12 protein-coding genes are annotated in these 12,261 nt (G+C 69.2%); 4 read left to right on the top strand and 8 right to left on the bottom strand.

Going from position 1 to position 12,261, the window contains the following annotated elements:
- The first annotated feature begins 165 nt into the window (after positions 1–165).
- The 3 genes from ACOQFR_RS00525 (at position 166) to ACOQFR_RS00515 (ending at position 3,429) form a co-directional block, all read left to right on the top strand.
- The gene (locus ACOQFR_RS00525; RefSeq protein ID WP_421377524.1) at positions 166–1,614 is read left to right on the top strand and encodes a bifunctional 2-methylcitrate dehydratase/aconitate hydratase; all 1,449 of its coding nucleotides are present in this window, start codon (positions 166–168) and stop codon (positions 1,612–1,614) included.
- Positions 1,615–1,759: 145 nt separating this feature from the next.
- Positions 1,760–2,839, top strand: coding sequence for an OmpA family protein (locus ACOQFR_RS00520; protein ID WP_421377522.1), 1,080 nt, complete (start codon positions 1,760–1,762; stop codon positions 2,837–2,839).
- Between the two features lie 128 nt (positions 2,840–2,967).
- Complete coding sequence (locus ACOQFR_RS00515; RefSeq protein ID WP_421377520.1) at positions 2,968–3,429, top strand: hypothetical protein; 462 nt, start codon at positions 2,968–2,970, stop codon at positions 3,427–3,429.
- A gap of 57 nt (positions 3,430–3,486) precedes the next feature.
- Here the strand turns inward: ACOQFR_RS00515 and ACOQFR_RS00510 are convergent, their stop codons facing one another.
- Genes ACOQFR_RS00510 through ACOQFR_RS00480 form a run of 7 tightly spaced genes read right to left on the bottom strand, consistent with a single transcriptional unit; the run spans position 3,487 to position 10,102 of the window.
- Positions 3,487–4,521, bottom strand: coding sequence for an SAM-dependent methyltransferase (locus tag ACOQFR_RS00510; protein WP_421377518.1), 1,035 nt, complete (start codon positions 4,519–4,521; stop codon positions 3,487–3,489).
- Between the two features lie 16 nt (positions 4,522–4,537).
- Entirely contained in the window at positions 4,538–5,320 is a 783-nt protein-coding gene (locus ACOQFR_RS00505) for a DUF1295 domain-containing protein (RefSeq protein WP_421377516.1), read from the bottom strand.
- Entirely contained in the window at positions 5,317–5,865 is a 549-nt protein-coding gene (locus ACOQFR_RS00500) for a DUF2878 domain-containing protein (RefSeq protein ID WP_421377514.1), read from the bottom strand. The genes ACOQFR_RS00505 and ACOQFR_RS00500 overlap by 4 nt, the downstream gene beginning before the upstream one ends.
- A gap of 1 nt (position 5,866) precedes the next feature.
- Positions 5,867–7,144 carry a class I SAM-dependent methyltransferase gene (locus ACOQFR_RS00495; RefSeq protein WP_421377513.1) on the bottom strand — a complete coding sequence of 426 codons (1,278 nt, stop codon included), beginning with the start codon at positions 7,142–7,144 and terminating at the stop codon, positions 5,867–5,869.
- Positions 7,141–7,977: a DUF1365 domain-containing protein gene (locus ACOQFR_RS00490; protein WP_421377596.1), complete on the bottom strand. Its 837-nt coding sequence runs from the start codon at positions 7,975–7,977 to the stop codon at positions 7,141–7,143. The genes ACOQFR_RS00495 and ACOQFR_RS00490 overlap by 4 nt, the downstream gene beginning before the upstream one ends.
- Positions 7,899–9,143, bottom strand: coding sequence for an NAD(P)/FAD-dependent oxidoreductase (locus tag ACOQFR_RS00485; protein WP_421377511.1), 1,245 nt, complete (start codon positions 9,141–9,143; stop codon positions 7,899–7,901). Before ACOQFR_RS00485 ends, ACOQFR_RS00490 begins: the two co-directional genes overlap by 79 nt.
- Positions 9,140–10,102, bottom strand: a complete 963-nt coding sequence (locus ACOQFR_RS00480) for an acyl-CoA desaturase (RefSeq protein ID WP_421377509.1) — start codon at positions 10,100–10,102, stop codon at positions 9,140–9,142. The genes ACOQFR_RS00485 and ACOQFR_RS00480 overlap by 4 nt, the downstream gene beginning before the upstream one ends.
- Before the next feature lie 89 nt (positions 10,103–10,191).
- Between ACOQFR_RS00480 and ACOQFR_RS00475 the strand changes: the two genes are divergently transcribed.
- A complete protein-coding gene (locus ACOQFR_RS00475) occupies positions 10,192–11,007 on the top strand; it encodes a pseudouridine synthase (RefSeq protein WP_421377594.1) in 816 nt (271 codons plus the stop codon).
- Here ACOQFR_RS00475 and kbl read toward each other — a convergent pair.
- Positions 10,997–12,196 carry a glycine C-acetyltransferase gene (gene kbl, locus ACOQFR_RS00470; protein WP_421377508.1) on the bottom strand — a complete coding sequence of 400 codons (1,200 nt, stop codon included), beginning with the start codon at positions 12,194–12,196 and terminating at the stop codon, positions 10,997–10,999. The two genes, ACOQFR_RS00475 and kbl, sit on opposite strands and share 11 nt — an antisense overlap.
- Positions 12,197–12,261 lie beyond the last annotated feature (65 nt).

Raw genomic sequence — 12,261 nt, 5'->3', positions numbered from 1 at the left:
GGCCCCGACAAGCGTATGGAGCGCCCCGGCCGCGCTGGTGGCTGTCCTGGCGTGCGCGGCCGGCGCGCCGGTCCGGGCGCGTTTACCTGCGGAGAACCGGCGCCCATCCCGTGCCGGCTTCTGGCACCATGACCCTTCACGCCCGCCCGCACGGACCGCCTGCCCATGAGCTCCCACGACATCCGTTCCGCCAAGCGTCCCGATCCCGACCAGGCGATGGTCGACATCGCCAACTACATCACCGACTACTACATCGGTTCCTCCGAGGCCTACACCACGGCGCGCTACATGCTGCTCGACTCGCTGGCCTGCGCGATGCTGGCCCTGCGCCACCCCGAATGCGTGAAGCACCTGGGTCCGCTGGTGCCGGGCGCGCACCTGCCGGGCGGGGCCCGCGTGCCGGGCACGTCCTTCGAGCTTGACCCGGTGCAGGCGGCCTACAACATCGGTGTGCAGGTGCGCTGGCTGGACTTCAACGACACCTGGCTGGCGGCCGAGTGGGGCCATCCCTCCGACAACCTCGGCGCCATCCTGGGCGTGGGCGACTACCTGAGCCGCAAGGCCGAGCGCGAGAACGGCAAGCCGATCACGGTGCGCGACATCCTGACCTGGGCGATCAAGGCGCACGAGATCCAGGGCGCGTATGCCATCAAGAACAGCTTCAACCGGGTCGGCCTGGACCACGTGATCCTGGTCCGCCTGGCCTCCGCCGCCGTGGCCACCCACATGCTGGGCGGCGGCAAGGACGAGATCATCACCGCCGTCAGCCACAGCTGGCTCGATGGCGGCGCGCTGCGCGCCTACCGGCACGCGCCCAACACCGGGCCGCGCAAGAGTTGGGCCGCGGGCGACGCCTGCCGCCGGGCCGTCACCCACGCGCTCAACGCGGTCAAGGGCGTGGTGGGTTATCCCAGTGCGCTCACGGCCAAGACCTGGGGTTTCTACGACGTCGCGTTCAAGGGCAAGGCCTTCGAGTTCGAGCGCCCCTTCGGCAGCCATGTGATGGAGAACGTGCTGTTCAAGATCAGCCATCCGGCAGAATTCCATGCCCAGACCGCGGTGGAGTGCGCCATGCAGCTGCACGCGCAGGTGGCCGGGCGGCTGGACCAGATCGACCGCATCGAGATCGAGACGCAGGAAGCGGCGATGCGCATCATCGACAAGACCGGCCCCCTGGCCAATTACGCCGACCGCGACCATTGCCTGCAGTACATGGTGGCGGTGCCGCTGGCGTTCGGGCGGCTTGGCGCGGACGACTATTCCGACGCCGTGGCGGCCGATCCTCGCCTGGACGCCCTTCGCGGGAAGATGCAGGTAAAGGAGAACCCGCGCTTTTCGGAGGAGTACCTGGACCCCGAAAAGCGGTTCATCGGGAACGCCGTTCAGGTTTTCTTCAAGGACGGAAGCTCGACCGAAAAGGTGTCCATCGATACCCCGGTCGGCCATCGCGAACGTCGCGGCGAAGGTATCCCCTTGCTTTTGAACAAGTTCGAGGCAGCGGTCCGTGGCCAGCTGCCTGCCCGGAAGGTCGACCAGATCCTGGCGCTGACCGGCGACACCTCCCGTTTCGAGGCCACCCCCCTCCACCGTTTTGTCGATTTGTTCACGCTCTAATGTGAAAGCTTGCGCACCGGGTCCTGGTTTGTTAGATTCCCGTTAACGCAAACACACTTTGGCGTTGTAGTTAGTGCGCGCGAGCCGGTCTGACACGGTTTGCAAACTGTCGTATAAAGTTTTCCCCGTGAATATGGAGCTAGTCATGAAGAAGAACCTGCTGTGCTGCGCCCTGCTTGCCGCGGCCGCCATTTCGCAGTCCGCTGCTGCCCAAGATTTCGATGATCGCTGGTATGTCTCCGGCGGCGTCGGCCAGAATTTCCAGGATAGCGATCGTGAAACCGAGAACGCCATGTTCGGCACCCTCGGCCTGGGCAAGTTCATTTCCCCGAACTGGTCCATCGACGCTGAGCTGAACTACCAGAACCCGTCCTTCCAGGACGGCGGCGGCGACCTGCTGTTCAGCCAGTACGGCATCTCCGTCGATGCCCGTTACCACTTCGTCAGCGATGCCCGTACCTGGGCGCCGTACATCGTCGCCGGTATCGGCGCGCAGCGCGTCGAGGAAGAGTTCAGCACCTTCCCGAGCCCGAACTCCCCGGGTCAGCGTGAAGACACCAACCTCGCCGGCAAGATCGGTGTTGGCCTGCAGGCCAACTACGAGCGCATCGCCGTGCGTGGTGAAGTGGCCACCCGCGTCGACTTCGACGACCAGAGCGTCGTGGCGCCGAACTCCAACAGCTTCGGTGACCTGATCGCCGGCATCACCATGCTGGTGCGCCTGGGCGACCTGCCGGTCGCGGTCGTGCCGGAAACCCCGACCGCGCCGCAGCAGACCTGCGCCGATCTGGACGACGACGGCGACGGCATCAACAACTGCGACGACAAGTGCCCGGGTTCGGTTGCCGGCCAGGCCATCGGTCCGGACGGTTGCGTGGTTGCGCTCTCGATCGACCTGAAGGGCGTGAACTTCGACTTCGACAAGGACACCCTGCGTCCGGACGCCGAGGCCATCCTGGCCGAGGCCGTGCAGATCCTGCAGAAGTACCCGCAGCTGAAGGTTGAAGTTGCCGGCCACACCGACTCCGTCGGTACCGAGCAGTACAACCAGGGCCTGTCGGAGCGTCGCGCCGCCACGGTGTACAACTACCTGACCAACAACGGCGTCGACGCGAGCCGCCTGGTCGGTCCGAACGGTTTCGGCGAGAGCCGCCCGATCGACACCAACGACACCAGCGAAGGCCGCGCGCGTAACCGCCGCACCGAGCTGAACGTGCAGAACTGATACTTCAGTCTCCACGGCAAGACCCGAAGCCCGGCCCAGTGCCGGGCTTCGTTTTTTTGTGCTTCACCATTGCGCGATCCGATGGTCGCGCCTAAGCTTCGGGCATTCCCGTTTCCGGCCGGTGCCCCATGATCCGCAGCCTCCTGCTTGTTTCCCTGTTCGCCCCGGCCGCTGCGCTGGCTTCCACGGCTCCCTGCGGCACGCCGCCGCTGGCGCCGCTGCCGGCCTCGGTGCCGGCTCCCGAAATGGCGCGTCCCGCCACCGCCATCCTGCGCTGCGTCGACTTGGCCGCGTTCACTGCGCGCCTGCGCCAGCCGGTCGCGCCGATGGCGCCGCGCGCTGCCACGCCTGCTGCGCAGGGCGCCTACGTGCCCAAGACCGCGCACGACAACACGCCGTGGCGTTTCGACATGACCCAGAACGGCCGTCGCATGACCGCCGAAGAATTCGATGCGTGGATGAAGGCCAAGGGCATCCGCGTCGCCACCGGCAAGCCCGGTGCCAGCACGCCCACCGCGGCGGCTCCTGCCGCTGCCGCACCGGCGCCCGCGGCACAGGGCTGCGTGCCTTCGGCGACGGTCACCTGCTGAGGCAAGGCAGGCCGGCAGGCGCCGCAGGGCGCCGCCGGCGGAAGAACGCCGCCCGGGTCAGGCGGGCTTGACGAACCGGTAGTGCGCCACCAGCCACTCGTTGCCGCCGGCGTAGCCGAACAGCTCGGCACAGGCCATCCAGAACATCCGCCAGCGCTGGTGCCAGCGCGCGGCGTCCTGCGCGCCGTAGGCGGCCGTGAGCACCGACATCACTTCGTCGCGGTGCCGGTCCTGGTTGTCCAGCCAATGGTTGGCGGTGCGCTCGTAGTGGGTACCCGGCAGCAGCCAGCGCTGTTCGATCTGCAGCTGATGCTGGAAGTGCAGCAGCGTATCGGCCGATGGCATCAGGCCACCGGTGAAGAAGTAGCGGCCCATCCAGTTGTCCTCGCCTTCGGTCTCGAAGGGATACATCAGGCTGCGGTGGCAGAAGATGTGCACGAACAGCTTGCCGCCCGGCTTGAGCCAGCCGGCGATGTTGCCCAGCAGGTGCTGGTAGTTGCGCATGTGCTCGAACATCTCGATGGACACGCAGCGGTCGAACTCGCCGGCCGGCAGCTCCAGCCGGTTGACGTCGCAGGTGAGGATCTCGATGTTGCCCAGGCCGCGCTTGGCCGCCTGCGCCAGGATGTGCTCGCGCTGGGTGCGTGAGTTGGACACGCCGGTGATGCGCGCGTTCGGGAAGCGCGAGGCCATCCACAGCGTCAGCGAGCCCCAGCCGCAGCCGAGCTCCAGGATGCGCTGGCCATCGGCCAGCCCGGCGCGTTCGCCGTACAGGGCCAGCATCGCGTCCTCGGCTTCGTCCAGGCTTTCATTGCCGGTGGCGTAGTAGCAGCTGGAGTACTTCAGGTTGCGGCCCAGGCACAGCTCGAAGAAGCGCGTGGGCACTTCGTAGTGCTGCTCGTTGGCGGCGGCGGTCTCGATCGCGATGGGGCTCTGGCGCAGCGAGTCGAGCAGGGTGCGGAAGCGGGCGTCGGCCGCGGCCACGTCCAGCGCGCCCTCGTCGCGCAGGCGCTGGGCGCTCAGACGACGGATGCCGAGGCGGGTCAGGGCATCGGGCACCAGCCCGCGCTCGCACAGGTCTATCAGGGACATTCAGCAGCTCCGTGGATCAGGGTTTGCGGCGCGGCGGCCAGGGAAAGAATGCACTGACTTCGCGCTGGTAGCGCGCATAGTCCTCGCCCCGCGAGCGCAGCGCCTGCGCCTCGGTCCAGGGGATTCCGCTGACGCGGTAGAGGAAGGCGAACATCACGATCGGGCCGAGCAGGCTCAGCCAGAACAAGCCGCCGCCTACGGCCAGCAGCACGTAGCTGGACCAGTGCAGCCACTCGAAGAAGTAGTTGGGATGCCGCGACCAGCCCCACAGCCCGACCCGGCAGGTCTTGCCGCGGTTGGCGGGGTCGGCGCGGAAGCGCGCCAGCTGTCGGTCGGCCAGGCTTTCGCCGGCCATGGACAACAGCCAGACCGCCAGCGCGGCCACGGTCCAAAGGTCGGGCTGGGCCTTCGCGTTGCCGGCCGCGGCGAGGAAGGGCAGGCTGAACAGGGCGACCACCACGGCCTGCACCTGGAAGAACCCGAAGAACTTCGCGGGGCTGCCGTTCCATTCCGCACGCAGCGCGCGATAACGGCCGTCCTCCTCCTCGTTGAGCACGCGGTGCAGCAGGTGCAGGCACAGCCGTGCGCCCCAGACGCTGCCGAACATCGCCACCAGTCCGCGCGACAGCGGCGAGCCTTCGCCCACCACGCTGGCGAACAGCGCCGCCAGGGCCATCAGCCCGGCCCAGCCCACGTCGACGTAGCCGACGTTTCGCACGCGCATCGAGAACAGCCACAGCGCGGTCATGCCCAGCGCCGAGGCCAGCCAGACCAGGGCGACGGCAAGCCAGAGACTCATGCCGGCACCCGCGCGCCGATCCGGGGCGACAGCCGGCGCTGCAGCGCGAGCAGCAGCGGCAGCACCACGGCCCAGCCCAGCGCCAGGGCCGCGATCACCCACGGCACCGGCGCCCCGAAGCTGACGGCGTCAAAGGCGCCTGCGGCGGCCCAGTAGGCCAGCGGACCGCCGAACAGGCCAAGCAGGGCGGCAGCCCAGGGGCGGTCGTGCAGGAAGGCCATGGAATGGTTGAGCGTCATCGCGAAGCCCGCCCACAGCGACCAGATCCACACCGGCGCCGCCCAGGCCCAGGGCCAGGCCTGCGCGTACACCAGCCAGCCCGATGCGGCGAACGCGGTGTCCAGCACGAAGCCCAGCACCAGGGCCAGGCCCAGAATGCGCAGGTCGGCCTGGCGCTTGCCTCCGAAGGCCAGCGTGAGCGCCACGAATACCAGCGAGGCCAGCGGGCCGGCCCAGGCCATGCCCTGGCCGGCACCGGCCACGCTGGCCAGCCATACCAGCTGGTAACCCACGACATTGGCGGCGGTGAACAGCGTGCGGTTCATCTCACGCTGCCTCGGGTGCAGGCAGGTATTGGTCGCGGCGGTTGCCCGGCCGCGCGAACAGCAGGTGCACGTCGCCGATCGAGCGCTCGATGAAGCCGCCCTCGCAGTAGGCAAGGTAGAACTCCCACATGCGGATGAAGCGGTCGTCGTAGCCCAGCGCCCGCACCTGGTCCAGGCGCGCCAGGAACCGCAGGCGCCAGTGGTGCAGGGTGATCGCGTAGCTCGGACCGATGTCCTCCAGGTTCACCAGGCGCAGGTCGCTGGCCTTGGCGGCCGCCGACGTGATGGCGCTGACGCAGGGGATGAAGCTGCCCGGGAAGATGTGCCGCTTGATGAAGTCCACCGAGCCCAGCGCCTGCTCGTAGCGGCGGTCCTCGATGGTGATGGCCTGGACCAGCGCCAGGCCCTCGTCGGTCAGCAGGGACGCGCACTTGGCCAGGTAGGTTTCCAGGTACTGGTGGCCGATGGCCTCGATCATCTCGATCGACACCAGCTTGTCGTAGCGGCCCTGCAGGTCGCGGTAGTCCTCCAGCAGGACGGTGACGCGGTCAGACAGCCCGGCCTCGGCGACGCGGGCCGTGGCCAGCGCGTGCTGTTCCTTCGAGATGGTGGTGGTGGTGACGCGGCAGCCGAAGTTGCGGGCGGCGTAAAGGGCCATGCCGCCCCAGCCCGTGCCGATCTCCACCAGGTGGTCGCTGGGCTTGAGGTCGAGCTTGCGGCAGATGCGCTCGAGCTTGCGGCGCTGCGCGGCCTCCAGCGACTCGCCCGGGTCGGCGAAGATCGCCGAGGAGTACATCAGGTTGTCGTCCAGGAACAGCTTGAACAGGTCGTTGCCCAGGTCGTAGTGGGCCGCGATGTTGCGCTGGCTGCCGCTGCGGGTGTTGCGGCGGAAGGCATGCCAGGCGCGCATGGCCATGCCGCCCAGGCGCGCCAGGCCGGTCTCCATCGCATCCAGGCGGTCGCGGTTGCGAACCAGCAGGCGCATTAGGCCCACCAGGTCGTCGCAGCGCCACTGGCCGTCCATGTAGGACTCGCCGGCACCCACTGACCCGTTGGAAGCGATGGCGCGATAGAAACCCGGGTCGAGCACGTCCAGGTGAACCGCCAGCGCGCCGCCTTCGCCCACGCGGACCGTGCCGATCGCGTCGCGCACCGTCACCACGCCGCCCTGCAGGCCGTCCAGCGTATCGAGCAGGCGCTTGCGCAGCGCACGGTCAAGCGCGCCGTAGCGGTCGGCGGCGGTCGTGCCGTGGTCCAGGCTGTCGGCAGGGCTGCTCATCGGGAACTCCGGGGATGGGGATGGGGCTGGAAGGGAATGCGCTTGAGCCAGAGCCGGGCGGCCTGCCAGTAGATGGCCGTGGCGACCTTGGCGGTGAGCAAGGGATACCGCGCCAGGCATGAAGCCAGCGTGTGGGCATTCCAGGGCCTTCGCTGCATCACCAGCGTGGCGTCGAATTCGTGGGTGTCGCCGTCGTTGACGTCCATGTGCACGCGCAGGGTCTCCCCGGGCGGCTGCAGGGCCCAGCGGTACTGGCGCTGCATCGGCATGAAGGGCGAGACGTGGAAATCCTTGGCGAAGTCCCACTGCAGCACCTGGCCATGGCGCTGCGCATCGGCGGCCTGCAGCAGGTAGGCGTGGCGTTCGTTCCAGGGGGTGTTGGTGATCTCGGCCAGCACCCAGTCCAGGGTCACGCCGTCGGCCAGGAAACCGTAGTAGAAGCTCACCGGATTCATGGTCACGCCGAAGTAGCGTCCGTGCGTGAGCAGCCGGATCGGGCCGTCCGGGCGCCGGCCCAGCTCGGCCTGCACGCGGTCGCGCACCGCGGTATCCAGCGGCAGCGCGGGGTCGCCGTAGGTGTCCTGGCGGCGCAGTTGGGCCAGGTTGCGCCGGTCCAGCGACCAGAACCAGCGACCCGCGAAAAGCTGGTCGAGCTCGGCCAGGTCCAGGTAGAGCTGGAACATGCGATAGCGGAAAGCGTGAGCGCGCGGCGCGTGCCGGCGGTGGCGCACCCAGCCTTCGTAGATCGCCGAATTCAGGGCCACGACGCGCCCAGCGCCCGCGCCACGTCCACGCCGCTGCGCAGCCCGTCCTCGTGGAAGCCGAAGCCCCAGTAGGCGCCGGCGTACCAGGTGTTGTTCACGCCGCTGACCTCGTGCCGCCGCTTCTGCGCGGCGACGCTGGCATGGGTGTAGACCGGATGGTGGTACTGCATGCGCGCCAGCACCTTGGCCGGGTCGATGTCCTTGCTGCGGTTTAGCGTGACCACGAAGGGCTCGGGTGACTGCAGGCCCTGCAGCAGGTTCATGCAGTAGCTCACGGTGCAGGGCGCACCGGCCTGGGCCGGCACGTAGGCGCTCCACGCGGCCCAGGCCTTGCGGTTGCGCGGCAGCAGGCGGCGGTCGGTGTGCAGCACGGTTTCGTTGGCCTGGTAGGGGATGGCGCCCAGCACCTCGCGCTCGGCATCGCTGGGATCGGCCAGCAGCGCCAGCGCCTGGTCACTGTGGCAGGCCAGCACCACCTGGTCGAACCTTTCCTCGCCGATGTCGGTGCGCACGCTCACGCCGCCGGCGTCGCGCCGCACGGCGCGCACCGGGCAGGACAGGCGCACGCTGGCGGCCCAGGTCTTCTGCAGCGCGCGCACATAGCTGGACGAGCCGCCGGTCACCACGCGCCAGGCCGGCCGGTCCTGCACCTGCAGCATGTGGTGGTTGTCCATGAAGCGCGCCAGGTACTTGGCCGGAAAGCCCATCACCCCATTCACGGGCGACGACCACAGCGCCGACGCCATCGGCACCAGGTGGTCCTCGATGAACATGCGCCCGTAGCGGTTTTCCCCGAGGTAGTCGCCCAGCGACGGACCGTCGTCGGCCAGCGCCAGCAGCGCGGGGGCCTCGCGGTAGAAGCGAAGGATGTCGCGCACCATGCCCCAGAACCGTGGCGACACCAGGTTGCGCCGCTGGCAGAACAGGCTGTCCAGGTCGGTGGCGTTGTACTCCAGCCCGCTGCGCGCGTCCTGCACCGAGAAGCTCATGGTGGTGGCCTGCGACGGCACGTCCAGGCCCTGCAGCAGTTCGGTCAGCAGCGGGTAGTTGTCGGCATTGAAGACAATGAAGCCGCTGTCCACCGAGTACTCGCGGCCGGCCTGCTGCACGCGGTGCGTATGCGTGTGCCCGCCCAGCCGCGCCTCGCGCTCGAACAGCACCACCTCGTGCTGGCGCGACAGCAGCCAGGCCGCGCCGAGTCCGGCGATGCCGCTGCCCACCACCGCGATCCTCATGCGGCTTCCGCCCGCGGCTTGTTCAGTGCCGAGGCGGGCACCGGACGCAAATCGCGCACCAGGCCCAGCAGCGCCATCGCGCGCAGGCCCAGGTAGGTGAGGTCCAGTTCCCACCACTTGAAGCCCTGGCGGGCCGAGCCGGGGTAGTGGTGATGGTTGTTGTGCCAGCCCTCGCCGAAGGTCAGCAGCGCCAGCAGCGCGTTGTTGCGGCTGTCGTCGCGGGTGGGGTAGCGGCGCGTGCCCCAGCGGTGCGCCAGCGAGTTGATGGTGACCGTGACATGGAACAGCACGATGGTGGACACGAAGAAGCCCCACACCAGCAGCTGCGGACCATTCGTGCCCAGGCCCGGGTAGGCGCCCTCGAGCCAGGCGCCCAGCGCGTACAGGCCCACGGCCAGCAGCACCGGCACCACGATGTCGAAGCGGTCCAGCAGGCGAAGTTCGGGGAAGCGCGCCATGTCCTTGATCGCGTCAAGGTTGGTGCCGAAGCCGCGCCGGGTCAGGAACCAGCCCATGTGGCTGCGGAAGAAGCCGTGCCGCGGCGAATGCAGGTCCAGCGCGGTGTCGGCATGGCGGTGGTGGTGGCGGTGGTGCGCCGCCCACCACAGCGGACCGCGCTGCACCGAGGCCGCGCCCAGCACCGCGAACACGAACTGCACGGGCCGCGAGGTCTTGAACGCGCGATGGGAGAAGTACCGATGGTAGAAGCCCGTGATTGCGAACATGCGCACCGCGTACAGCGCCACCGCCACGCCCACCGCGAACCAGGACACGCCGACCCAGAACACCGCCAGGCAGGCCAGGTGCAGCGCGATGAAGGGCACCACGCGCAGCCAGTCGATCCGGTCCGGATCGCCGTCGTCGGCGGGCACGGCGCGGGTGTCGAACCAGAGCGCGGCCGCGCGGGCGGCGCGTCGCCAGGCCGGAAGGGCAGGGGCGTCGTGGGGAGTCATGGGCATGGGCGTATGGTCGTTTTCCAACGGTGATGGGTGGGTGAACCGCAGCTGTCTGGAACCGGCGCGTGCGGCGCTGGCCTCACTCCCTACGCATGCGCCATGCTTCGCGGATGCCGATGCCACCGCCTCGCAAGCGACCCCCGCCGCGCAGCGCGCGCGCCGAACCCATCGGTGCGGCGCCTTCGACGCCGCGGCACGGGGTCGCACGCGCGCTGTCCAAGCGCGGAGTGTGCTCGCGAACGCAGGCGGCCGAATGGGTGCGCGAAGGACGCGTTGCGGTCAATGGTCGCACCGTGCGCGATCCCGAGCATCCGGTACGCCCCGGCAGCGACCGCCTCGCCCTGGACGGCCGCGACCTGGCCGAGGCCCGTCGCGTCTACCTGGCCTTGAACAAACCCCGCGGCCTGGTCACCACCGCCCGCGACGAGCGCGGCCGCGACACCGTCTACACCTGCCTGGCCGGTGCGGACCTGCCCTGGCTGGCGCCGGTGGGCCGGCTCGACCAGGCCAGCGAAGGCCTGCTGCTGATGAGCAACGACCCAGCCTGGGCGGCCGCGATCACCGACCCAGCGACCGGCCCCGACAAGACCTACCACGTGCAGGTGGACGCCGTGCCCGACGCCGCGCTGCTCGCGTCCCTGATGGCGGGCCGCAGCGACGGGGGCGACTTCCTGCGCGCCACTTCGGCCACGCTGCTGCGCAACGGCAACCGCAACGCCTGGCTCGAGATCGTGCTGTCGGAGGGCCGCAACCGCCAGATCCGGCGCCTGCTGGCCCTGCACGGCCTGGGCGTGCTGCGGCTGATCCGCGTGGCCATCGGGCCGCTGGCCCTGGGCGAGCTGCCCAAGGGCCAGTGGCGCGCGCTCAGCGACGCCGAAGCGGCAGCGCTGGCGCCGCTCAGCCCTTGATCACGCCCAGCTCGGCGCCGACCTTGGCGAAGGCCGCAATGGCCCGGTCCAGGTGCTCGCGCGTGTGCGCCGCCGACATCTGGGTGCGGATGCGCGCCTGGCCCTTGGGCACCACCGGGAAGAAGAAGCCGATCGCGTAGATGCCTTCCTCCAGCAGCCGGCTGGCGAATTTCTGCGCCAGCGGTGCGTCGTACAGCATCACCGGGCAGATCGGATGCACGCCCGGCTTGAGGTCGAAGCCCAGCGCCGCCATGCGCTCGCGGAAGTAGCGCGTGTTCTCCGCCAGCCGCGCGCGCAGGTCGTCGGCCTGAGACAGCATGTCGAAAACCCGGATGCCGGCGGCCACCACGTGCGGCGGCAGCGAGTTGGAGAACAGGTAGGGACGCGAGCGCTGGCGCAGCAGCTCGATCACGTCGCGGCGGCCGGTGGTGAAGCCGCCCAGCGCGCCGCCCAGGGCCTTTCCCAGGGTGCCGGTGAACAGGTCGATGCGGTCCATCACGCCCTTGACCTCGGCGCTGCCGCGGCCGGTGGCGCCGAGGAAGCCGGTGGCGTGGCATTCGTCGATGTGCACCAGGGCGCCGTACTTCGCCGCCAGCGCGGTCAGCTCGTCGAGCGGGGCGATGAAGCCGTCCATCGAGAAGACGCCGTCGCTGGTGATCATGATCGTGCGGGCGCCATCGGCCCGGGCCTGCTGCAGCTGCTTTTCCAGGTCGGCCATGTCGCTGTTGGCGTACCGGTAGCGCTTGGCCTTGCACAGGCGCACGCCGTCGATGATGGAGGCGTGGTTGAGGGCGTCCGAGATGATGGCGTCCTCTTCACCGAGTAAAGGCTCGAACAGTCCGCCGTTAGCATCGAAGCAGGCGGCGTAGAGGATGCTGTCCTCGGTGCCGAAGAAGCGGGCGATCCGGGCCTCCAGGTCCTTGTGCAGGTCTTGCGTGCCGCAGATGAAGCGCACCGAGGCCATGCCGAAGCCATGGCTGTCCAGCGCGTCCTTGGCCGCCCGGATCACCTCGGGGTGGTCGGCCAGGCCCAGGTAGTTGTTGGCGCAGAAATTGAGCACGCGGCGGCCGTCGGCCAGTTCGATCTCCGCCGACTGGGGGCCCGTGATGACGCGCTCGGCCTTGAACAGGCCCTGCGCGCGCAGGGCGTCGAGTTCGGCGGCGTAGCGGGCAAGGTCGGCATCGGACATGGGTGGGCTCGCAGGGCTGGGGAGGGCGCCATTATCGGTGGTCGGCGCGCCGCGGTCAGGTCTTG

The organism is Arenimonas sp. MALMAid1274, from assembly GCF_049195245.1.
Lineage (GTDB): Bacteria > Pseudomonadota > Gammaproteobacteria > Xanthomonadales > Xanthomonadaceae > Arenimonas.
The sequence above is the reverse complement of the archived record's forward strand: the minus strand, read 5'-3'. Positions and strand labels throughout refer to the sequence as shown.